The sequence below is a fragment of the Mesorhizobium sp. CNPSo 4670 genome (genome assembly GCF_057784235.1).
On sequence record NZ_JBWJFQ010000009.1, the window covers coordinates 59491 to 81401 of the forward strand.

Here is a 21911-nt window from a genome sequence, read left to right on the forward strand (position 1 = left end):
ATCAAGAAGGACAGTATCATGGCTTATGACGTCGTTATCATCGGATCGGGACCGGGCGGCTATGTCTGCGCCATCAAGGCCGCGCAGCTCGGGCTGAAGACGGCGGTGGTCGAGAAGAACGCGACCTTCGGCGGCACCTGCCTCAACATCGGCTGCATTCCGTCCAAGGCGCTGCTTTATGCTTCCGAGATGTTCGCCGAGGCGGGCCATTCCTTCGACACGCTCGGTGTCGAGATCGCCTCGCCGAAATTGAACCTGAAGAAGATGATGGCGCACAAAGACGCGACGGTGGCGTCGAACGTCAACGGCGTCGCCTTCCTGTTCAAGAAAAACAAAATCGACAGCTTTCGCGGCACCGGCAAGGTGATCGCCGCCGGCAAGGTCTCGGTGACCGGCGAGGACGGCAAGGTCGAGGAGATCGAGACCAAGAACATCGTTATCGCCACTGGTTCGGATGTCGCTGGCATTCCCGGCGTCAAGGTCGATATCGACGAGAAGGTGATCGTGTCGTCGACCGGCGCGCTGTCGCTGGAAAAAGTACCTGGCCATCTGGTGGTGGTCGGCGGCGGTGTCATCGGCCTCGAGCTCGGCTCGGTGTGGGCGCGGCTTGGCGCCAAGGTCACCGTCGTCGAATTCCTCGACACCATCCTGGGTGGCATGGACGGCGAGGTCTCCAAGCAGTTCCAGCGAATGCTGTCGAAGCAGGGTTTCGAGTTCAAGCTCGGCACCAAGGTCACCGGTGTCGCCAAGGCCAAGAAGGGCGCGACCGTCACCTTCGAACCGGTCAAGGGCGGTGCTGCCGAGACCATCGAGGCCGACGCGGTGCTGATCGCAACCGGGCGCCGCGCCTATTCCGACAGCCTTGGGCTCAAGGAAGCCGGCGTCGAGGTCGACGAGCGTGGCCGGGTCACGACCGATGGCCATCTCAGAACCAACGTGCCCGGCATCTACGCCATCGGCGATGTCATCGCCGGGCCGATGCTGGCGCACAAGGCCGAGGACGAGGGCGTGGCGGTGGCGGAAACCATTGCCGGCCAGGCCGGCCATGTGAACTATGACGTCATTCCGAGTGTCGTCTACACCAGCCCGGAAATCGCCTCGGTCGGCAAGACCGAGGAGGAGCTGAAGAAGGCGGGCATCGACTACAAGGCGGGGAAATTCCCGTTCACCGCCAATGGCCGGGCGCGCGCCATGCTGCACACCGACGGTTTCGTCAAGATCCTCGCCGACAAGGCAAGCGATCGCGTGCTTGGTGTTCATATCGTCGGCTTCGGCGCCGGCGAGATGATCCACGAGGCGGCGGTGCTGATGGAGTTCGGCGGCTCGTCCGAGGATCTCGCCCGCACCTGCCATGCACACCCGACCATGTCGGAAGCGGTCAAGGAGGCGGCGCTGGCCACCTTCTTCAAGCCGATCCACATCTAAAGGCATTTCATAGACTCTACTCCGGCGGCCATCTGGCGTGGTTTTCTCCGCTTCCGGTGCTCACGGACTCAAACGTCCGCTGCGCTCCGGTTCTCGAAAACCACACCAGCTGACTCACCGGAGCGAGTTTCTGGAAAAGCCTTTAAGGCGGCACCACCCAAAGCAAAACGGCCCGCCTTTTTGGCGGGCCGTTCGTATTTGATATCGAGCCTGATCAGTTGGCCGGTGCGGCAGGAGCCGGCGCAGGCGCTGGAGCCGGTGCGGGCGCTGGGGCAGGCGCCGCTGGAGCGGGCGCAGCCGGAGCCGGTTCGGCTGGCTTCATAGGTTCTGCAGGAGCCGGCGCAGGTGCCGGTGTGCTGGCCGCCGGCGCCTCGGCAGGTGCCGGATGCTCACCGCCGCTTCTTCCGAAAACATAATACGCGACAACCGCCAGAATAACGACGACCAGCACAATCAGCCAGGTGCTGCCACCGCCGCTTGGGCGAGGAGCGTTGGTGGACGAATTGAACGGGTCGTTTGGATTCGGTGTGTTCGCCATAAAAGTGTCCTCCGTGGATGAAAAACATCAAACAACAGCCATCAACGCGTTACCGTCGAATGGGTTTCACACTAGTCGAGGAAAACGCCGAAAACGCGACGCCCGGATCCTCCACCACCATGCGGCGACTCAGTTGACAGCGGTGACAGTATAGCCGGCTTTGCGGAAATCCTCGACCAGGCCTTCGGGACCGGGTCGCCACCGGACTGGCGGCGTTTCGCCACGCAGCGAGCCATAGCAACCTGTGCTATCGTTGGTTGCGAGGGATTTGCCGGTTATGACGCCCACTGCACAAACTTTTCCCGATCCTGAGGGCGCTCTTGCCGGCGCTCAGTTCGCCGACCGATACGTGCTGACAACCGATGGTCTTGCACTGACCGCAATTGGCGCGGCCGAACGTGTCCTGGGGCGAACACCGCGATGGGTCGGCTGGCTTATGCTGCTGCGCAACCTCGCCGTCAGGCCATTCGGGCTGAAAACGGGGGTGGAACGTGACGTGTTGCCGGAAGGCAGGGTCGGTATCTTTCCGCTCATCAGCCAGGCGCCCGGCAGGATCGTCCTTGGCCTGGACGACCGGCATCTCGATTTCCGCCTCCTGGTGGAGGTGAACGACCTCGGCGCGGGCCGGCAGGAAGTGGCTGCGTCGACGATCGTGAAGACCCACAACCTGCTTGGGCGGACCTATCTCGCTGTAGTCAAGCCGTTTCACCGGATCATCGTTCCGGCGATGCTGGCTCAGGTTTTGACCAAGTAGAGTTAAAGCCCCACGGCCGTGACAGTGTAGCCCGCCTTGCGGAAATCCTCGACCAGTCCCTCCGGACCCGGAAGGTGGAGGGCTCCGACCGCCATGAAGGCATTGCCCCTGGCCAGGATCGGCTGAGCATGATCGACCATGACCTTGTTGCGGCTGGTGATCATGGTTTCCTCGAACGCGGCATAGCCTGCGGGGTCGTCCTGCTCATCAGGCATGGCCGCGCGGAACAGCGGCCAGAACATGCCGGTGTCGCCGCGCTGGTAGAGAACGATCATGGTTTCGTTGATGTCGTTGACCTTGTCGCCCAGCTTCAGCGTGTCGACCAGCCCCTTCATGTGAAAGGCCAGCGGCAGCGAGGCCATGGCGCGCAACTGGCTGGCAGCCGTTTCCAGTCCCTCAACCGGCTTGCCGGCGGCCTTGGCACCTTCAGCCAGCTTGACGTCGAGCACCGGGGCGCCGCCGGACTGGCGGGCGAGTTCGCAAGCCGGAAGCGCCATCATGGCCGAGAGCATCCACGGCTTCATTTTGGCGACGGTTGCCGGCGGGATGCCACGCGCGTCAAGTGCGGCATTCATGGCCGCCGCATCGTCCGGCGACAGCAATGACGACAGCGTCGTGGAGTCGGTGAACATCATCAGGTCCGGCTCCTTGAGCATCGCCGCCATCATCTGTTGCTTGTCGAGCACGTCGGTGGTTTCGATGACGATGGTGGCGGCGGCGTCATAGGCCTTCTGCGCGGCCGGCGGCAGCGCGGTGACGCGCGGGTCGGTCATGTGCATGGTGCCGAACAGGAAGGACGGTATTTCGCCCGGCTTCTCCAGCTTCCACAGCAGCCCCTTGCCGTTCGGCGTGGCGGCGGCTTCGGCTTCGATCTTCTGGTAGGCTGACGGATCGCTCTTCTGCAAGGCAGACAGCATGTCGGCGCCGGTGCAGGTCGGTATCTCGGCATGCGCCCTGCCGGCCGCGAGCAGCAGGACGGCGAGGAACGAGAGGAAAAACAGGACATTGAGCGCGACAAGCAGCTTCAGCGACACGGAAGCTGCACGGTCGGCGATGGCGATGACGCGTTTCATGACGCTGTCTTCATGTTTGACCATGACCTTTTCCGAAAACCGGGCCCCACTTTTCGGGATCATGGTCAGGTCTAGGCGCAAAAAGCGGCAAAACGGTTAATCGGCACTGCAAAATTGTCTTCGACCGGCTAGTGCGCCGGTTCGCTTGACACTGACTCAGGCGCGGGGATGGGCAGACTCATAAATTTCGAGCAGCCTGGCAGTGTCGACGCCGGTGTAGATCTGCGTCGTCGACAGGCTGGCGTGGCCCAAGAGCTCCTGGATGGTGCGCAAATCGCCGCCGCGGCCGAGCAGATGCGTGGCGAAGGAATGGCGTAGCGCGTGCGGCGTCGCGGTATCGGGCAGGTTGAGCGCCGAGCGCAGCTTGGCCATGTCGCGCTGGACTATGGCCGGATTGAGCGGGCCGCCGCGCGCGCCGCGAAACAAAAAGCCCTTCGGGTCGAGATGATAGGGGCAGAGCCGGCGGTATTCGGCGATCGCCCGCAGCGCCACCGGCAGCACCGGCACCAGCCGCGTCTTGCCACCCTTGCCGGTGACGCGTAGCACGGTGTCGGTCGCCAATGCCAGATCGGCAGCTGCGAGGCCGAGCGCCTCGGAAATGCGCAGGCCGGAGCCGTAGAGCAGCGTCAGCACGGCGGCGTTGCGGGCGGCGATCCACGGCTCTTCCGCCAGTTGGCCTTCGACGGAAACGACATGCTTGGCATCGCTTGCCGTCAGCGGCTTGGGCAGTGATTTGGGCTGGCGCGGCGCGCGCAAGGCTGCCGCACCGGCCGCGTTGACGAGGCCGCGCCGTTCGAGGAACCGCAGCAGCGAACGGATGCCCGCCAGTCCGCGGCCAAGCGTGCGGGCGCCGGCGCCGGCGTTGCGGCGCGCGGCGAGGAAGCCGCGCAGATCGGCTGGGCGCAGATTGGCGATGTCCGAAATGCCGGGCGAGCCGCCACAATGGCCGGTGAGGAAATGCAGGAACTGCCGCGTGTCGCGCTCATAGGCCTCGACCGTCTCCGGCGACAGCCGGCGTTCGCGCGCCAGCATCTTTAGCCAGCTTTCACGCGCCGCCTGGAGATCGGGTTTTGCCGGGATGAGGAATTCCTGCATGGCGTGCTTTCAAACTTTGCTTCATGCATGCCGTTGTCCCCAAAACCGGGCTCCACTTTTGGGCGACATGCATCAGCCGCCATTTTCCGGCAGCCGGGTTAGGAAGCGGTGAAGAGCCATGTCATTGAAATGACAATCGGGGAGCGTTAGAGCAAAGCCAAAGGATGTCACGCCATGAGCAAGCCCCAGAACCCCGTCCAGATGGCCGTGATCGGCGCCGCCCACGGCATCAAGGGCGAATTGCGGGTCAAGACCTTCACTGGTGAGCCGCTGGCGCTGGCCGATTATGGGCCGCTCTATGCCAGGGACGGCCGCGCCTTCCAGATCATCGACATCAGGCCCGCCAACACGGTCGTCGTCGTCCGCTTCAAGGGTGTTGCCGACCGCAACGCCGCCGAGGCGCTCGCCGGCACCGAACTGTTCGTCGACCGTTCGATGCTGCCCGACGATGGCGAGGAGGACGAATTCTACCATGCCGACCTGGTCGGGCTGGAGGTCCGGGATGATACCGGTGCCGCGATCGGCAAGGTCGTCGCCGTGCACAATTTCGGCGGCGGCGACATTCTCGATGTGACATTGGGCGGACGCAAGGGCGTGCTGATCCCGTTCACGCAGGCCGCCGTGCCTGATGTGTCGATCGCCGAGGGCTTTGTCCGCGTCGACCCGGCGGCGGCAGGGCTGCTCGAGGACGAGGATGGCGATGCGCCGCGCGAGGAGGACTTCGATCCGAAGGGCAGGCCGCGCGGACCGCGCGACGCCGGGGGCAACCGGTGACGTTCAAAGCATCGGTGCTGACGCTCTATCCCGAGATGTTTCCGGGCGCGCTCGGCCTGTCGTTGGCCGGCCGGGCACTGGAGGCCGGCACATGGTCGCTGGAAGCGATCCAGATCCGAGACTTTGCCACCGACCGCCACCGCACCGTCGACGACACGCCGGCCGGCGGCGGCGCCGGCATGGTGATGCGCGCCGATGTTTTGGCCAAGGCTATCGACCATGCTTCACCGGAGGGCGATTTGCGGCCGCGGCTGCTGATGAGCCCGCGCGGCAAGCCGCTGGCGCAGGCGCGCGTGCGCGAACTCGCCGCCGGTCCGGGCGCTGTGATCCTGTGCGGCCGCTTCGAGGGCGTCGACCAGCGGCTGATCGACGCGCGCGGATTGGAAGAGGTTTCGATCGGCGATTTCGTCCTCTCGGGAGGTGAGCCGGCGGCCCTTGTGCTGCTCGACGCGGTGGTGCGGCTGTTGCCCGGCGTCATGGGCAACGCGGTGTCGGGCGAAGAGGAGAGTTTCGAGAACGGCCTGCTCGAACACCCGCATTACACGCGGCCGCAGGAATTCGAGGGGCGCGAGATTCCCGAAGTGCTGATTTCCGGTAATCACAAGAAGATCGCCGCTTGGCGGAGGGCTCAGTCCGAGGCGCTGACGAAAGAGCGGCGGCCGGATCTGCCCGGCGCTCAACCTTTGCTGAAGTAGTAGAAGGCGAGGAACAGGCCGACCGCGACGACGAAGCCGCGCACCGCGTTCTGCGGCACGCGCTTGGCGATCCAGACACCGGCATAGCCGCCCAGCGCGGCGCCCGGGATCATGATGATCGCCTGCGGCCAGGCGACGACGCCGCCCGAGACGAAGACAACGATCGCCACCGCGGCGATGACAATGGCCAGCATGTTCTTCAGCGCGTTCAGCCGGTGGTAGTCGCCGGCTTGCGTCAGGCCGAGCGTCGCCAGCATCATGACGCCCATGCCGGCGCCGAAGAAGCCGCCATAGACGGCGGTAACGAACTGCGCCAGCGACCCGGTCAGCGAGCCGACGGCCGCTTCATGTCCGGGTTTTGGCGACGGCTTCAGCCACGGACCGGCGGCAAACAATGCGGTTGCGCCCAACAGCAGCCACGGCACCAGGACGCGGAAGGACGGATTGTCGAGCGCCAGCAGGATCAGCGCGCCGGCCAGCGCGCCGACGGCCGAGATCATGCAGAGCAGCAATGCGCCACGCCAGAAATGGCGGATGTCATCCCAGTAGGCGAGCGTCGAGGTGATGTAGCCGGGAAACTGCGTCACCGAGGAGGTGGCGTTGGCAACGATCGGCGGCAGGCCGACCAATGTCATGGCGCCGAAGGTGATAAAGGTGCCGCCACCGGCGACCGCATTGGCGGCGCCTGACAGAAAGCCCGCCAGGAAAAGCAGGATGGCGTCGAAGATGGACATGGAAGGCCGCCCCGGAAAACTGTGCTGCGCCCCGGCTTAGGAAGCCTGGCACGCGGACGCAACCCGGCACCGGAAGCTTATGATGGTGCCATGCGGGCAAAAAAGACTCAGGTTCAGGCGTGACAAAGCGCTGAAATAGCTGTATGTGCCCGCCCGTACCGGCAAGAAAAATTCTGCCGGACCCGTCAACAATGACGGTGTAGTCGCCCCTGCCCGATGTCTTGGACACCGATGTCTTCGATAAAGGGCATAGCCGAGCGGTCATTGGAACTGCAAGGCGAGTGTCGGACGCTCTGGCTGTCGGAAGAACAAGAAGTGGATTTTTGAGATGGATATCCTCCGTCAACTCGAGGCCGAGCAGGCCGCCAAGATCGAAGCCAAGCGCAAGCTTCCCGAATTCCAGCCAGGCGACACCGTGCGCGTCCAGGTCCGCGTGACCGAAGGCACCCGCACCCGCGTCCAGGCCTATGAGGGCGTCGTCATCGCCCGCGCCGGTTCCGGCTTCCAGGAAAATTTCACCGTCCGCAAGATCTCCTACGGCGAAGGTGTCGAGCGCGTGTTCCCGGTCTATTCGCCGATGGTCGAAGGTGTCGAGATCGTCCGCCGCGGCAAGGTGCGTCGCGCCAAGCTCTACTATCTGCGCGATCGTCGCGGCAAGTCGGCCCGTATTTCGGAGAACACCGGCGTGCGCGCCCGCAAGCTGAACGACGACGAGCGCGATGCGCTGAACGCCGAGAAGGCCCGCATCGAGGCCGAGAAGGTGGCAGCCGCCGAGGCTCTGGCCGCCGAGACGGCCGCCAAGGAAGCAGCCGAGAAGAAGGCAGCCGCCGAGGCTGAGGCAGCCAAGGCCGCGGAAGCCGCGACCGCCGAATAAGTTTTTCGCCAATCATGTTTGTAGAAAAGGCGGCTTCGGCCGCCTTTTTCGTTTTCAGGAATGATGCACTGGCTGGATATCCGCGATTGACTCCTTTTATATCGTGTACTAAACAATCGTGCACAATATAAATGGAGACACGAGATGACCGCATTGTATTCCACCCAAGCCCGCGCCGTCGGCGGCCGCGCTGGCCACGTCCAGAGCAGCGATGGCCTGCTCAGCCTCGACCTTGCCATGCCGAAGGAACTTGGCGGCAAGGGAGGCGCCACCAATCCCGAGCAGCTTTTCGCCGCCGGCTATGCCGCCTGCTTCGAAAGCGCCATGCGCTTCATCGCCGGCAAGCAGAAGCTGCCGCTGCAGGATGCGTCGGTGACAGCCAATGTCAGCCTGCATCCCAATGGCCAGGGCGGTTTCCTGCTCGGCGTTTCGCTGGCGGCAGAGACGAAAGGTCTTGATCAGGCGGCGGCGGAAGCGCTTGTATCGGCAGCGCACCAGATCTGCCCCTATTCCAACGCCATCAAGGGCAACATCGAGGTGGCGCTTTCGGCAAAGGCGCTTCCGGCAAAGGCAGCATGACCACCAGAACGATCCCTTCGCCCCTGGACGTCCCGGCGGATTTCGCCGGGATACCGAAGCTCGACCAGCATCTGTGCTTCGCGCTCTATTCGGCGAGCGGGCTGATGACACGGCTCTACCGGCCGCTGCTCGAGCCGCTCGGCCTGACCTACCCGCAATACCTGACCATGCTGGCGCTGTGGGAGCATGCACCGCGTACCGTCGGCGAACTCGGCGAAACGCTGGGGCTCGATTCCGCAACGCTGACACCGCTGCTCAAGCGCTTGGAAGCAAGCGGCTTGGTCACGCGCCGGCGCGATGCCGCCGACGAACGCCGGGTGCTGGTCGAACCGACGCCTCACGGCAAAGCACTGCGCGAGGGCGCCAAGGCGGTGTCGGCCGCGATGCGGTGCCATTCGCCGCTCGATAGCGACGAGCTGAAATCCCTGCATCACTCCCTGACCCGGCTGATCGACGGTTTGCGGGAAGCGAGCGCCGATTGACGGGACACCACCGCGATCGTCCAGGAATCCCCGGATTGAAGGTATTGGATTCCGTTTTCACGTGCGCCGACGCAGTGCACCGTCTTGCATGACGCTTGCGGAAAGCTAAAGTCGGCGCCGGATTTTCCTGCAAGCCCGGCCGATGTCCGGGCGCTTTCACTTCCGGGGAGTGTGTCATGACCAAATCGAAACTGCTGCTGGCCGGCCTGCTTGCCCTCATGCTTACGCCCGTTGCCGCCTTGGCGCAGGCGCTGCCCGATCTCGGCGGCAAGAAGGTGGTGGTGGTGACCGAAAACGCCTATCCGCCGCTGCAGTTCATCGATGCCAAGACGGGAAAACAGATCGGCTGGGAATATGATGCGATGAACGAGATCGCCAAGCGGCTGAACTTCACCGTCGAGTACCAGAACACCTCCTGGGACGCGATGATCCAGGCGGTTTCCGACAACCAGTACAATATCGGCATGACCGGCATCACCATCAAGGACGATCGCAAGCAGAAGGTCGACTTCTCCGACCCCTATATGCGTTCGGAACAGTTCATGCTGGTGCGCGGCGACGAAAGCCGCTTCACTGACGCCAAGACCTTCGGCGCCTTCAAGGACGGACTGATCGGCGCCCAGGCCGGTACGACGCCCTTCTACACCGCCGTCTACAGCGTGCTCGACGGCAATGAGCAGAACCCGCGCATCAAACTGTTCGAGACTTTTGGCGCGACGGTGCAGGCGTTGAAGTCCGGCGACGTCGATGTCGTCCTGACCGACGGCACCGCGGGCAAGGGCTATGTCGATGCCTCCGACGGCAAGCTGAAGCTGATCGGCGGGCCGCTCGGCACCGAGGATTTCGGCTTTATCTTCCCGAAGGGTTCCGATCTGGTGAAGCCAGTCAACGCGGCAATCGCGGCGCTCAAGGCCGACGGCACGTTCGACACGCTCAACAAGAAATGGTTCCTTGATTACAAGATGGGGCAGTAACCCCTCTTGTCGAGCGCATTGCATATTGATGGCGCGGTAATCCTCGCGCTGACTCTGCGCTTGAACACCCCCCTCTGTCCTGCCGGACATCTCCCCCTCAAGTGGGGAGATCGGATGTTGCATTGGCTTTCGCCAATTTCCAACGCCAAAAAATGGGCGGCGAGGTCGAGGCTGCCAATCTCCCCCCTTGAGGGGGAGATGTCCGGCAGGACAGAGGGGGGCGCCTTGGCACGTCCCGACATCTGCTTCGCCGGCATGGCCTGATGCAGGCCCCTTCCACCTCAAAATCCGACTTCCCCTGGTGGCTGGTCGTGGCCGTGGCCATCGCGATCGCGGTGGCCGTCTTCATCGCCACCAACAACCTTTACGCCCAGGTCTTTGCCACCGTAGCCAAAGGCATCGGCATCACCGTCTTCGTCACCGTGATTGCCTTCGTGCTGGCTTCGGCCATTGGCCTCGGCATCGCGCTGATGGGGCTGTCGGGCTCACGCTGGCTACGCCAGATCGCCCGCTTCTATGTCGAGATCATCCGCGGCGTGCCGATCCTGGTGCTGTTGTTCTGGATCGCCTTCGTCGGCGCGCCGGCCTTCGTCGCGGGCTGGAATGCCCTGACCGCACCGCTGCAGAATGCCGGCCTCGTGGGCGAGTTGCTGGTGCGCGACGTGTCGCTGTTGTGGCGCGCCATCATGGCGCTGACCATCGGCTATTCGGCGTTCATCTCCGAGGTTTTTCGTGCAGGTATCCAGGCCGTCGAGAAGGGCCAGATCGAGGCGGCGAAGGCGCTCGGCCTGACGCGCGCTCAACGCTTCCGGCTGATCGTGTTTCCGCAGGCGATTCGCACCATCTTGCCGCCGCTCGGCAATGATTTCGTCGCCCTGGTCAAGGATTCCTCGTTGGTCTCGGTGCTCGGCGTCGCCGACATCACGCAGATGGGCAAGGTATATGCCGCCGGCTCGTTCCGCTTCTTCGAGACCTATTCGATCGTCGCCTACATCTATCTCATCCTGACCGTCGGCCTGTCGCTGGCCTTGCGGGCGCTGGAACGCCGGTTGCGCCGCCAGTACGAGGAATAGTTTTTGGACCAGGACAGCGCTACGATCCTTGTCGGCATGTCTCGTTGAGGAGGTCACATGAACGTCGACAAAGCCAATGCGGCGCTGGATTCCGTCTACACGGCCGACACGCCGGAAGCGCTGGCCGAGGCCTATGCCGCATGGGCCGCGACCTATGACAGCGAGACCGCTTCGCTTGGCTATTTGCTGCCTTTCCTGATCACCGCCTGGGTGGCCCGCCACGTGCCGGCGGGCGAAGGGCCCCTGCTCGATGCCGGCTGCGGCACTGGCCTGTCGGGGCCGTCGCTGCAGGCGCTGGGCTACAGCGATATTGCCGGGCTCGACCTCTCCGACGACATGCTGAAAATCGCCGGCAGCCGCAATGCCTACAGCGAGCTGAAACAAGCGATGCTGGGCGGGCCGCTGCCTTGGCCGGATTGTCATTTCCGCGCCTTCTTCTCAACCGGCGTGTTCACCATCAGCCATGCGCCGGCATCGAGCCTGCATGAGCTCGTGCGCATCACCCGGAAGGGCGGCCACGCCATCTTCACCGTGCGCGACCAGGTTTTTGCGAGCGGCGGCTTCCAGGCCGTGTTCGACGGGCTGGAGCAGGCGAAGACATGGCGGCCGGTCGAGCAAAGTCCATGGTTCCGCTGCTATGCGATCGCCGAGCCTGATGCGTTGGTGAAGACCTTCGTTTTTGAGGTGATGTGAGGGCGAGCAACCTACGTCCTGTAACGGCAGCTTCCAATTGCCGAAAAGCCAAAACATTGGTATGAGCCACGCCATGGAAGAGCTTTTTGGCGATCCGGCCTATAAGGGGTTCGTGCTGCAGGACAGAAAACGCCTGCCGTCGCGTTTCTCCGCGCGCGTGTCCGGCGCGCTGACCAGCCGACTACCCTAGGCCGACCTGTCCAGGTCGTTTCGCCGAACCGGTGATCCGGCATCTGCTCCTTCCCATTCTCATATCGACGGATTTACGCACATGAGCGCACCGCGCACCCTCTACGACAAGATCTTCGACGACCACGTCGTCGACCGCCAGGACGACGGCACCTGCCTGCTCTACATCGACCGTCACCTCGTCCATGAAGTGACCAGCCCGCAGGCCTTCGAAGGCTTGCGCCTGAGTGGCCGCAAGGTCCGGCATCCGGAAAAGACGCTGGCCGTGGTCGATCACAATGTCTCGACCTCGCCCGAGCGCAAGTTCGGCATCAAGAACGAGGAGAGCCGCATCCAGGTCGAGGCGCTGGCCAAGAACGCCAAGGATTTCGGCGTCGAATATTATTCGGAAAACGATATCCGCCAGGGCATCGTCCATATCATCGGCCCGGAGCAGGGTTTTACCTTGCCCGGCATGACCATCGTCTGCGGTGACAGCCACACCTCGACCCACGGCGCCTTCGGCGCGCTGGCGCACGGCATCGGCACGTCCGAGGTCGAACATGTGCTGGCGACGCAGACGCTGATCCAGCGCAAGGCCAAGAACATGCTGGTGCGTGTCGACGGCCAGTTGCCGGATGGCGTCACCGCCAAGGACATCATCCTCGCCATCATCGGCGAGATCGGCACCGCCGGCGGCACCGGCTATGTCATCGAATATGCCGGCGAGGCGATCCGTGCGCTGTCGATGGAAGGCCGCATGACGATCTGCAACATGTCGATCGAGGGCGGCGCGCGCGCCGGCCTGATCGCGGCGGACGAGACGACCTTCGCCTACGTCAAGGACAAGCCGCGTGCGCCGAAGGGCGCGGCCTGGGATGCGGCACTGGAATACTGGAAGACGCTGCAGTCCGACGAAGGCGCGCATTTCGACAAGGTGATCGTGCTCGACGCGGCCAAGCTGCCGCCGATCGTCTCCTGGGGCTCCTCGCCCGAGGATGTCGTCTCCGTGCAAGGCATCGTGCCGAACCCGGACGATATTTCGGATGAAAACAAGCGCACCTCCAAGCAGCGCGCGCTCGACTATATGGGGCTGACACCGGGCACCAAGATCACCGACATCACGCTCGATCGCGTCTTCATCGGTTCCTGCACCAACGGTCGCATCGAGGACCTGCGCGCCGTCGCCAAAGTGGTCGAAGGCAAGACGGTCAGCCCGCATGTCGATGCGATGATCGTGCCCGGCTCCGGCCTGGTCAAGGAACAGGCGGAAGCCGAAGGCCTCGACAAGATCTTCGTCGCCGCCGGCTTCGATTGGCGCGAGCCGGGCTGCTCGATGTGCCTTGCCATGAATGACGACCGGCTGAAGCCGCATGAACGCTGCGCCTCGACGTCGAACCGCAATTTCGAAGGCCGGCAAGGCTTCAAGGGCCGCACCCATCTGGTGTCGCCGGCGATGGCGGCGGCGGCGGCGATCGCAGGTCACTTCGTCGACATCCGCGAGTGGAAATAGCGCCGGAGTCTTCGGCTTCGAACGCATGCGCGACCCCGGACCGCCTCGCGGCTCCGGGGTCTTTTCATCCGCTCCGTTGCATATTCAGCTTTCGCTTAACTGCTTGTTTGGGCTTGCGCCCTAAGGTCTTCCCTGACGTAAGCGAGGGGAAGTCACAGTCCTTTGGACACCGGCCTGTTCATAGCGCTGCTCAATCCGACGATCGCGCTGGCACTCGGCGCGGCCTTCCTCGTGCTATGGTCCTATCAACGCCACCGCCCATATCTCGCCGTGCTGGCGACCAGCTACGGTCTCTCGGCGGTCGGCTTCCTGCTGCAATATTTCACCTTGCCCTTCGGCATGCAACTGACCAAGCTGACGTCGAATATCTGCTTCACCGTTGCCGGTTGTTGCCTGTCCAGCGCCATCATCCACCGCTATGGCCGCAAGGTGCCCTATGTCGGGATCGGCGTACTGGCCGGCGGTGGCCTGGCGTCGTTTTGCTGGCTCCTGTTCGTCGCGCCGGATCTCACCTGGCGAATCCTGGCGATGAATTTCGCTTTCGGCGGGATCAGTCTTCTGGTCGCCGCCGAACTGCGCCCGGTGCGCCGCAATGGCCCGACCGAAAACATCCTGTTCGTGCTGTCGCTGCTGTCGGGCCTGAACTTCTTCGTGCGCACCCTTGTCGTCGTCATCGCGCACGGACCCTTCACCAGCTATGACGGCTTCTATGCCTCGTCCTACTGGACGACGGCGCTGCTGTCGCATGCACTGCTGTCCCTGCTCATCGCGCTCTGCCTGTTCTCCGCCGCGGCACTTGACGTGATGAAGGCGCTGAAGACCGAGACCTACACCGACCCGCTTTCGGGTCTTCTCAATCGCCGCGGCTTCGAGGAGCGGGGCATGCAGCTGTTGCGGCACTGCGCCACGGCCCGCTTCCCGGTCGCGCTGGTGCTGGCCGACCTCGATCATTTCAAGGCGCTCAACGACGTACACGGGCACGCGGCGGGCGATCGCGTGATCGCCGACTTCGCTGCGAAGCTTCGGTTGGCTGCCGGGACGCGCGGCGTTGCCGGGCGTATCGGCGGCGAGGAGTTTGCCGTGTTGCTGCCGTTGAGCGATCTCGCCGCCGCACGACTGTTCGCCGAAGCCGTGCGCACGGTCTATTCGGCCGGCCAGGTCGACGGGCTTCCTGCCGGCACCAAGGTCACAGCCAGTTTCGGCGTGGCGGCCCGCAGCGGCGACGAGGCGCTCGAGCCGCTGATGCGCCGTGCCGACGATGCGCTCTACAAGGCCAAGAAGAATGGCCGCGACAGCGTGCGCCTGTCCTACGAGCGCCCGGAAACGATGTTCGTGCCGGAGCCACTCAAGGTGGGCTGATCGCGCCCGGCTGGGCCAGCGTTAACGTCTTCTTCGCCGCTCGATGCTTAGCTGTCGGCGCGGGTTCGGGAAGACTATGAGCGGCGCCAACTTCATCCTGTTGATCAATGTTTCGGTCGCCGGCCTGTTGGCGGCGTCCTTCATCGCGGTCGCGTTGCATGAGGCCGGCCGCGCCGCGCCGCGCTGGCTGGCGTTCGGCTATATGCTGGGCACGGTGTATTTTGCCATCGAATTCAGCATCCCCGCCTTCGACAACGCGCGGCCGGCGGTCGTTGCCGCCTTCGCGGTGTTCCTTGGCGCCACCATCGCCTTCAATGGCGGGCTGGCGCACAAATACGGCGTGTCGCCACCGTGGATGCAGATGCTGTTCTTCCTCGTCGCCACCTCTGTCGCGGTGTATTTCGTGCAGGACCTGCCGCGCCAGTCGCTGGCCCGCATGATGGCCTACCAGCTTCCCTATGCCGTCATGCAATTCATCGGTCTCGTGATCGTGTGGTCATCGAGGCAAAGGCACGCCCGTCTCGACCGCATCCTGATGGCGGTGCTGGCGGCGAGCGGGCTGCAGTTTGCGTCAAAGCCGTTCATCGCGCATGCGCTCGGCGGCTGGGGCGCCAACCCGCAGGCCTATCTGCAAAGCAACTACGCGCTGGTGTCGCAGTCGCTTGGCACCGTCTTTGGCCTGGCGCTGGCGCTGCTGATTCTGGCCATCCTGGTTCGCGACGTGCTCGCCGAGGTGACGTCGAGGTCGGAGACGGACACGCTTTCGCGCCTGCTCAACCGCGGCGGCTTCTCCCGCCACGCGGAGCTGGCGGTGCTGGGCGCCGTGCGGCAAGGCGTGCCGGTCGCGCTGGTCATCGCCGACCTCGATCATTTCAAGAGCGTCAACGACAGCTTCGGCCATGCGTCCGGCGACCGGGTGATCGAGACCTTTGCCGGTTTCCTGCGCGAGGCCGCCGCCGGCCACCATGTCGCCGGCCGCATCGGCGGCGAGGAGTTCGCCATCATCCTGCCGGGAACCAACCTTGCCGCCGCCCGGCTGTTCGCCGAGGGCGCGCGCAGCGCTTTCAGCGCGCTGCCCATCGATGGACTGCCGGTGGACAATCGCTGCACGGCAAGCTTCGGCGTCGCCGAGCTTCATCCGAGCGAGGATTTTGCCGGTCTGATGCGGCGCGCAGACCAGGCACTTTACCAGGCGAAGAATGCCGGGCGCGATTGTGTGCGTGTCTCCGCCGGGCCGGCCGGCGGAAGAGAGATTACAGCCGGCGCTGGTTAGATACGGATCACTGGCAGGGGCTGAGCTCGGGCATCTCGCCATCAGCAAGCCCGTACATATAGCTGCGCCCTTTCACGAACACCGGCGGCCGGTAACAATCGCCGGAGCCGGTGATTTCGTCCGATTCATTCTCGTAGATCACCTTGGGCTGGCCGGCGCTGGTGTAGTCGGACAGCTGCTTGGCCAATTTGCCTTCGCCGACCAGGATGCGCTTGTAGCCGGCGGCGCTGTCGATGACGAGATTGCCGAGCGAATCGGCGTAGACGCGGTCGTGGTGGCGTGCGCCGGCGAGCGCTGGCGCCGCCAGGCCAACGACGGAAGCCGCCACGATGAGCGCCGCAAGGCGCATTCTTTCCGAGTTCGAACGCATGGCGTCCTCCTTGCTTAGAGGAAAGCCTCCTCGAATCAGAAATTAACCTTTTCTTAACCTTTGTTAAGAGGCCGGCGCGATTCGCGGCGATGTCTCGGTAAACATGGTTAATATCCGACTGGGTGGAAAACCCGGTGGCCATCTTTCGGCCATGCTTGGTCGCACCATCGCGGCCGGCGTCAAGCTCGGCGTCTGACGATCTTGATCTTAGCAACGCATCGTGGCCAGTTTGCCGCGCGGGAGGGACAGCATATGGCGCCAGGCCGGACGTTTCGGGTGACGCTTACCCTGTCGCCGCTTCTGGTCGCCATGGCCTGTGTGTCAAATCCTCCGAAAGCCGCCGTCACCGATGTGTCCGCGCCGCAGCCGCGCACCGCCACCTACAATTGCGCCGATGGCGGCAGGATGACCATCGAGAATCTCGGCACCTCGGTCCATGTTCTCGGTTCCGACGGTACCAGCGAGGATCTGCAGGCCTCGCCGGCCAACCAGAACAGCCGTTACCAGCAGGCGCATGACGCGATTGTGATCGATGGCCGCGAAGCGCTGGTGATGAAGGCTGGGTCGACGCCGGTGACCTGCAAGCGCTAATCAGCTGCATTGACATTCAGGTGAGGCCGGCCTGCAAACGGCGGCTTGGGGGCTATGTCGGACCGGTATGTTGCACCGCAGCGATAGCGCGCCGGCTTCGGGCCAATCACCCCTAATCGATTGAAGCTCGCGCCTGCCTTTTAGTCAGACTAAATTACGTTTTCGAAACGGTTTTCTGGCTTTGACGCGGTGCAAAAAGAGCATTAGAAACCGGCTGTCCGAAGTCGCATCCGGAAGCGGCAATGCCGCATTTCCACCTGAGGCTCCAGGGACGCCGAACTGGGGGAGCCATGAGCAAATCACCAGCCACCCGCGCAAGACCACTTTCGCCGCACCTGACCGTGTACCGGCCGCCGATCACCATGACGATGTCGATCATCCATCGCATCACCGGCGGCGCGCTCTATTTCGGTACACTGCTGGTCGCCATATGGCTGATGGCGGCGGCAAGCTCGCAGCCGACGTTCGACTGGGTCAATTGGGCCTTCGGCTCCTGGCTCGGCCGGCTGATCCTTTTCGGCTACACCTGGGCGCTGATGCACCACATGCTGGGCGGCGTGCGCCACCTGGTATGGGACACCGGCGCCGGCCTCGAGAAGCACACCGCCTCGAAGATCGCCTGGGCGACGCTGGCCGGCTCGATCCTGCTCACGCTGCTGATCTGGATCGCCGGCTATATGGCGCGGGGAGCCTGATCATGAGCACTGGTAAGACCGACATGCGCACGCCGCTGGCGAAAGTCCGTGGCCTGGGTTCGGCCCGCGAGGGCACTGGGCATTTCTGGCGCCAGCGCCTCACCGCCATCGCCAACATCCCACTGACGCTGTTCTTCGTCGGTTTCCTGACTGCGCTCAACGGCGGCAGCTACGTTGAGGTGCGGGCATCGCTCGCCAATCCGTTCGTGGCGCTGGTGCTGGCCCTGGTGCTCATCTCCGGGCTCATCCATATGCGGCTCGGCATGCAGGTGATCATCGAGGACTACGTGCATGGCGAGGGCATGAAGCTGGCGCTTATCGCGCTCAATACGTTTTTCACCATAGCGGTCGGCGTCGCCTCGATCTTCGCCCTGCTCAAGCTGACATTCGGAGGCTGAGTTGGCCAAGGACGCAAAAGGAGCCAACACCGGTTCCGCTTACACCTATGTCGACCACAAATTCGACGTCGTGGTCGTCGGCGCCGGTGGCGCCGGCCTGCGCGCGACGCTCGGCATGGCCGAACAGGGCCTGCGCACCGCCTGCATCACCAAGGTGTTCCCGACCCGCTCGCACACGGTGGCGGCGCAAGGCGGCATCGCCGCTTCGCTATCCAACATGGGGCCTGATTCCTGGCAGTGGCATATGTACGACACCGTCAAGGGCTCGGACTGGCTGGGCGATGTCGACGCCATGGAATATCTGGTGCGCGAAGCGCCGGCGGCGGTCTACGAGCTCGAGCACTATGGCGTGCCGTTCTCGCGCACCGAAGAGGGCAAGATCTACCAGCGGCCGTTCGGCGGCCACATGATGAACTACGGCGAAGGCCCGCCGGTGCAGCGTACCTGCGCGGCCGCCGACCGCACCGGCCACGCCATCCTGCACACGCTCTACGGCCAGTCGCTGAAGAACAACGCGCAGTTCTTCATCGAGTATTTCGCACTCGACCTGATCATGGAGCCGGACGGCACCTGCACCGGCGTCGTCGCATGGAACCTCGACGACGGCACCATCCACCGCTTCTCGGCCAAAATGGTGGTGCTGGCGACCGGCGGCTATGGCCGCTCCTATTTCTCGGCGACTTCGGCGCACACCTGCACAGGCGACGGCGGCGGCATGGCGGCACGCGCCGGCTTCCCGCTGCAGGACATGGAGTTCGTGCAGTTCCACCCGACCGGCATCTATGGCGCCGGCTGCCTGATCACCGAAGGCGCGCGCGGCGAGGGCGGCTATCTCGTCAATTCCGAGGGCGAGCGCTTCATGGAGCGCTACGCGCCGTCGGCCAAGGACCTTGCCTCGCGCGACGTCGTCTCGCGCTGCATGACGCTGGAGATCCGCGAAGGGCGCGGCGTCGGCCCGAAGAAGGACCACATCTTCCTGCACCTCGACCACCTCGATCCGGCCGTGCTGCACGAGAGGCTGCCGGGCATTTCGGAATCGGCAAAGATCTTTGCCGGCGTCGACCTGACCAAGGAGCCGATCCCGGTGCTGCCGACGGTGCACTACAATATGGGCGGCGTACCGACGAATTATTGGGGCGAGGTGCTCAACCCGACGCCGAGGAGCCCGGACAAGGTGTCGCCCGGGCTGATGGCGGTCGGCGAGGCGGGCTGTGCCTCGGTGCATGGCGCCAACCGGCTGGGTTCGAACTCGCTGATCGACCTGGTGGTGTTTGGCCGCGCCGCGGCGATCCGGGCCGGCCAGGTCATCGACCGCAAATCGGCGATCCAGGCGCCCAACGAAGCCTCGGTCGAAAAGATCATGGACCGCTTCGACCGGCTGCGCCACGCCAACGGCTCGACGCCGACGGCAAGCTTGCGTGAGAAAATGCAGCGGGCGATGCAGGAAGACGCGGCGGTGTTCCGCACGCAGGAATCGCTGGAGAACGGCTGCAAGCGCATTTCGGAAATCTGGACCGAGCTGAAGGACATAAAAGTGTTCGACCGTTCGATGATCTGGAACTCCGACCTTGTCGAGACGCTGGAACTGGAGAACCTGATGGCCAACGCCATCACCACGGTCTACAGCGCCGAGGCGCGCAAGGAGAGCCGCGGCGCGCATGCGCGGGAAGATTTTTCGGCGCGCGACGACACGGCCTGGCGCAAGCATACGCTGGCCCGGCTCAGCGAAGACGGCAAGGTGACGCTCAGCTACAGGCCGGTGCATACCGAGCCGCTGCTGGCGGAAAAGGACGGCGGCATCAGCCTCGCCAAGATCGCGCCGAAGGCCAGGGTATACTGACCATGGCGCTGGCGGCCTCGGGATATTCCGCTACGCCCCTTCCGGCCAAGCTCGGCCTGAAGGACGGGATGACCGCCGCCTTCATCGCGCTGCCATCGGAACTCGACGACCTGGCCGGCGCCGTGGCTTTTGCCAATGTCGACCGGCTGGTCGATTGGTCTGACATTTCGGGAACGACCCTGAAATACGATGCCGTCCATGCCTTCACCCGGCAGCGCGCCGAGATCGAAGATCGCCTCGGCGACGTCGAGGCGGCGATCAAGCGCGACGGTATGGTCTGGGTGTCCTGGCCGAAGAAGGCATCGAAGGTGGCCACCGACGTCACCGAGGGTGTTGTTCGCGCCGAGGCGCTGAAGCGCGACCTGGTCGATGTCAAGGTCGCCGCCGTGAATGAAATCTGGTCCGGGCTGAAGCTCGTCATCCGAAAGGACCGCAGGTAATGGTCGAACTGACGCTTCCCAAGAACTCGCAGATCAAGCAGGGCAAGACCTGGCCGAAGCCGGAAGGCGCCACCAATCTGCGCGAGTACCGCATCTACCGCTGGTCGCCGGACGATGACGAGAACCCGCGCATCGACACCTATTTCGTCGACATGGACGATTGCGGGCCGATGGTGCTCGACGCACTGCTCTGGATCAAGAACAAGATCGATCCGACGCTGACCCTGCGCCGCTCCTGCCGCGAGGGCATCTGCGGCTCCTGCGCCATGAACATCGACGGCTCCAACACGCTTGCCTGCACCAAGGGCTGCGACGACATTTCCGGCGCCGTCAAGGTCTACCCGCTGCCGCATATGCAAGTGGTCAAGGACCTGGTGCCCGACCTCACCAACTTCTATGCCCAGCACGCCTCGATCCAGCCATGGCTGAAGACGGTGTCGCCGGAGCCGGCCAAGGAATGGCTGCAGAGCCACGAGGAGCGTGAGAAGCTGGATGGGCTCTATGAGTGCATCCTGTGCGCCTGCTGCTCGACCTCCTGCCCGAGCTACTGGTGGAACGGCGACCGCTATCTGGGTCCAGCGACGCTGCTGCAGGCCTATCGCTGGCTGATCGATTCCCGCGACGAGGCCAAGGGCGAGCGGCTCGACAATCTCGAAGACCCGTTCCGGCTCTATCGCTGCCACACCATCATGAACTGCGCGCAGACCTGCCCGAAGGGCCTCAACCCAGCCAAGGCGATCGCCGAGATCAAGAAGATGATGGTGGAGCGGCGGGTGTAGTTTCGGTGGGCAGATCGCCTCATCCGTCAGAGGGGGGTGCTGTCCCGCCGGCCTCGAAAGGATAGCGACCCTATGACAGACACCGACCTTCCCACTCTCTCCCCCGTCGAAGCGCGCGTCCTCGGCTGCCTGATCGAGAAGAAGGAGCTGACGCCGGATGTCTATCCGCTGACGCTCAACGGCGCACATGCCGCGGCCAACCAGAAGACGGCGCGCGAGCCGGTGATGGCGGTCGAGCTTGTCGAGGTCAGGCGGGCGCTGAGCCAGTTGGAGCAGAAGGGCCTGGTCCGGCAGGTCTTCGCCTCGCGCGTCGAGCGCTACGAGCATCAGGTGGCGCAGCGTTTCTCGCTCACCTCGGCGCAGATCGCGCTGATTGGGCTGATGCTGTTGCGGGGCGCGCAGACGGCGCATGAATTGCTGGCGCGGGCCGAGCGCATGGCGCGGTTTTCGTCGATCGAGGCGCTGCGCACCGACCTCGACCTGCTGATCGGCCGCCGGCCGCCGCTGGTGGTGCTGATCGAGCGCGGCCCCGGCCAGCGCGAGGAGCGTTTTATGCATCTGCTGAGCGGCGCGGTGCAGATCGCGGCCGTCGCCATGCACCAGGCGCCGTCCGGCGCCTCGGCTCTCGAAGAACGCGTCAGCGCCCTCGAGGAAGAAGTTGCGAAGCTGCGCGCCCTCATCGAGGCGCTGACCGGCGGGCGCTGACCCGAGAGGTCCGTTTC

General features: G+C 64.1%; 25 protein-coding genes. 21 read left to right on the plus strand and 4 right to left on the minus strand.

The window, feature by feature from the left end; translation table 11 throughout:
• Nucleotides 1-18: 18 nt before the first annotated feature.
• The 3 genes from lpdA to AC0ZT5_RS16685 all read left to right on the plus strand — a co-directional run bounded on the left by lpdA (nucleotide 19) and on the right by AC0ZT5_RS16685 (nucleotide 2717).
• Nucleotides 19-1425 carry a dihydrolipoyl dehydrogenase gene (gene lpdA, locus AC0ZT5_RS16675; protein ID WP_488497313.1) on the plus strand — a complete coding sequence of 469 codons (1407 nt, stop codon included), beginning with the start codon at nucleotides 19-21 and terminating at the stop codon, nucleotides 1423-1425.
• A gap of 198 nt (nucleotides 1426-1623) precedes the next feature.
• On the plus strand, nucleotides 1624-1749 hold the full coding sequence (locus AC0ZT5_RS16680) for a hypothetical protein (protein WP_488497314.1): 126 nt from the start codon (nucleotides 1624-1626) through the stop codon (nucleotides 1747-1749).
• A 491-nt stretch (nucleotides 1750-2240) separates the two neighbouring features.
• On the plus strand, nucleotides 2241-2717 hold the full coding sequence (locus AC0ZT5_RS16685) for a DUF2867 domain-containing protein (protein WP_477284448.1): 477 nt from the start codon (nucleotides 2241-2243) through the stop codon (nucleotides 2715-2717).
• Between the two features lie 2 nt (nucleotides 2718-2719).
• Here the strand turns inward: AC0ZT5_RS16685 and AC0ZT5_RS16690 are convergent, their stop codons facing one another.
• Together AC0ZT5_RS16690 and AC0ZT5_RS16695 are read right to left on the minus strand one after the other, a co-directional pair.
• The gene (locus tag AC0ZT5_RS16690) at nucleotides 2720-3790 is read right to left on the minus strand and encodes a TraB/GumN family protein (RefSeq protein WP_488497455.1); all 1071 of its coding nucleotides are present in this window, start codon (nucleotides 3788-3790) and stop codon (nucleotides 2720-2722) included.
• Between the two features lie 156 nt (nucleotides 3791-3946).
• Nucleotides 3947-4885: a tyrosine recombinase XerC gene (locus AC0ZT5_RS16695; protein WP_488497315.1), complete on the minus strand. Its 939-nt coding sequence runs from the start codon at nucleotides 4883-4885 to the stop codon at nucleotides 3947-3949.
• A gap of 174 nt (nucleotides 4886-5059) precedes the next feature.
• Between AC0ZT5_RS16695 and rimM the strand changes: the two genes are divergently transcribed.
• Entirely contained in the window at nucleotides 5060-5659 is a 600-nt protein-coding gene (gene rimM / locus AC0ZT5_RS16700; RefSeq protein ID WP_488497316.1) for a ribosome maturation factor RimM, read from the plus strand.
• Entirely contained in the window at nucleotides 5656-6354 is a 699-nt protein-coding gene (trmD, locus tag AC0ZT5_RS16705) for a tRNA (guanosine(37)-N1)-methyltransferase TrmD (protein WP_488497317.1), read from the plus strand. Before rimM ends, trmD begins: the two co-directional genes overlap by 4 nt.
• Here the strand turns inward: trmD and AC0ZT5_RS16710 are convergent.
• The gene (locus tag AC0ZT5_RS16710; RefSeq protein ID WP_488497318.1) at nucleotides 6336-7088 is read right to left on the minus strand and encodes a sulfite exporter TauE/SafE family protein; all 753 of its coding nucleotides are present in this window, start codon (nucleotides 7086-7088) and stop codon (nucleotides 6336-6338) included. The genes trmD and AC0ZT5_RS16710 overlap by 19 nt on opposite strands.
• A gap of 328 nt (nucleotides 7089-7416) precedes the next feature.
• Between AC0ZT5_RS16710 and rplS the strand changes: the two genes are divergently transcribed.
• From rplS to AC0ZT5_RS16755, 9 genes are all read left to right on the plus strand, one after another.
• Entirely contained in the window at nucleotides 7417-7962 is a 546-nt protein-coding gene (gene rplS, locus AC0ZT5_RS16715) for a 50S ribosomal protein L19 (protein ID WP_477284455.1), read from the plus strand.
• A 144-nt stretch (nucleotides 7963-8106) separates the two neighbouring features.
• Entirely contained in the window at nucleotides 8107-8541 is a 435-nt protein-coding gene (locus AC0ZT5_RS16720) for an organic hydroperoxide resistance protein (protein ID WP_488497319.1), read from the plus strand.
• On the plus strand, nucleotides 8538-9023 hold the full coding sequence (locus AC0ZT5_RS16725; RefSeq protein ID WP_488497320.1) for a MarR family winged helix-turn-helix transcriptional regulator: 486 nt from the start codon (nucleotides 8538-8540) through the stop codon (nucleotides 9021-9023). Before AC0ZT5_RS16720 ends, AC0ZT5_RS16725 begins: the two co-directional genes overlap by 4 nt.
• 176 nt (nucleotides 9024-9199) lie before the next feature.
• Nucleotides 9200-9997 (plus strand): transporter substrate-binding domain-containing protein, encoded by a 798-nt coding sequence (locus tag AC0ZT5_RS16730; RefSeq protein ID WP_095084031.1) that lies wholly within the window; start codon nucleotides 9200-9202, stop codon nucleotides 9995-9997.
• 263 nt (nucleotides 9998-10260) lie between these two features.
• The gene (locus AC0ZT5_RS16735) at nucleotides 10261-11070 is read left to right on the plus strand and encodes an amino acid ABC transporter permease (RefSeq protein WP_488497321.1); all 810 of its coding nucleotides are present in this window, start codon (nucleotides 10261-10263) and stop codon (nucleotides 11068-11070) included.
• A 57-nt stretch (nucleotides 11071-11127) separates the two neighbouring features.
• A complete protein-coding gene (locus AC0ZT5_RS16740; RefSeq protein ID WP_488497322.1) occupies nucleotides 11128-11763 on the plus strand; it encodes a class I SAM-dependent DNA methyltransferase in 636 nt (211 codons plus the stop codon).
• Between the two features lie 271 nt (nucleotides 11764-12034).
• On the plus strand, nucleotides 12035-13444 hold the full coding sequence (gene leuC / locus AC0ZT5_RS16745) for a 3-isopropylmalate dehydratase large subunit (RefSeq protein WP_488497323.1): 1410 nt from the start codon (nucleotides 12035-12037) through the stop codon (nucleotides 13442-13444).
• A 162-nt stretch (nucleotides 13445-13606) separates the two neighbouring features.
• On the plus strand, nucleotides 13607-14803 hold the full coding sequence (locus tag AC0ZT5_RS16750; protein ID WP_488497324.1) for a GGDEF domain-containing protein: 1197 nt from the start codon (nucleotides 13607-13609) through the stop codon (nucleotides 14801-14803).
• A 76-nt stretch (nucleotides 14804-14879) separates the two neighbouring features.
• Nucleotides 14880-16076 (plus strand): GGDEF domain-containing protein, encoded by a 1197-nt coding sequence (locus AC0ZT5_RS16755; protein ID WP_488497325.1) that lies wholly within the window; start codon nucleotides 14880-14882, stop codon nucleotides 16074-16076.
• 7 nt (nucleotides 16077-16083) lie between these two features.
• Here the strand turns inward: AC0ZT5_RS16755 and AC0ZT5_RS16760 are convergent, their stop codons facing one another.
• Nucleotides 16084-16446: a hypothetical protein gene (locus tag AC0ZT5_RS16760; RefSeq protein ID WP_457150749.1), complete on the minus strand. Its 363-nt coding sequence runs from the start codon at nucleotides 16444-16446 to the stop codon at nucleotides 16084-16086.
• A gap of 252 nt (nucleotides 16447-16698) precedes the next feature.
• Between AC0ZT5_RS16760 and AC0ZT5_RS16765 the strand changes: the two genes are divergently transcribed.
• The 7 genes from AC0ZT5_RS16765 to AC0ZT5_RS16795 all read left to right on the plus strand — a co-directional run bounded on the left by AC0ZT5_RS16765 (nucleotide 16699) and on the right by AC0ZT5_RS16795 (nucleotide 21894).
• Nucleotides 16699-17037, plus strand: a complete 339-nt coding sequence (locus AC0ZT5_RS16765) for a hypothetical protein (RefSeq protein ID WP_477284476.1) — start codon at nucleotides 16699-16701, stop codon at nucleotides 17035-17037.
• Nucleotides 17038-17327: 290 nt separating this feature from the next.
• The gene (gene sdhC, locus AC0ZT5_RS16770) at nucleotides 17328-17732 is read left to right on the plus strand and encodes a succinate dehydrogenase, cytochrome b556 subunit (protein WP_488497326.1); all 405 of its coding nucleotides are present in this window, start codon (nucleotides 17328-17330) and stop codon (nucleotides 17730-17732) included.
• Between the two features lie 2 nt (nucleotides 17733-17734).
• Complete coding sequence (sdhD, locus tag AC0ZT5_RS16775; RefSeq protein ID WP_488497327.1) at nucleotides 17735-18130, plus strand: succinate dehydrogenase, hydrophobic membrane anchor protein; 396 nt, start codon at nucleotides 17735-17737, stop codon at nucleotides 18128-18130.
• 1 nt (nucleotide 18131) lies between these two features.
• Entirely contained in the window at nucleotides 18132-19970 is a 1839-nt protein-coding gene (gene sdhA / locus AC0ZT5_RS16780) for a succinate dehydrogenase flavoprotein subunit (protein WP_488497328.1), read from the plus strand.
• 2 nt (nucleotides 19971-19972) lie between these two features.
• A complete protein-coding gene (locus AC0ZT5_RS16785) occupies nucleotides 19973-20410 on the plus strand; it encodes a DUF3052 family protein (protein ID WP_488497329.1) in 438 nt (145 codons plus the stop codon).
• A complete protein-coding gene (locus AC0ZT5_RS16790) occupies nucleotides 20410-21189 on the plus strand; it encodes a succinate dehydrogenase iron-sulfur subunit (protein ID WP_477284486.1) in 780 nt (259 codons plus the stop codon). The genes AC0ZT5_RS16785 and AC0ZT5_RS16790 overlap by 1 nt, the downstream gene beginning before the upstream one ends.
• A gap of 72 nt (nucleotides 21190-21261) precedes the next feature.
• A complete protein-coding gene (locus AC0ZT5_RS16795; RefSeq protein WP_488497330.1) occupies nucleotides 21262-21894 on the plus strand; it encodes a YceH family protein in 633 nt (210 codons plus the stop codon).
• Nucleotides 21895-21911: the final 17 nt, after the last annotated feature.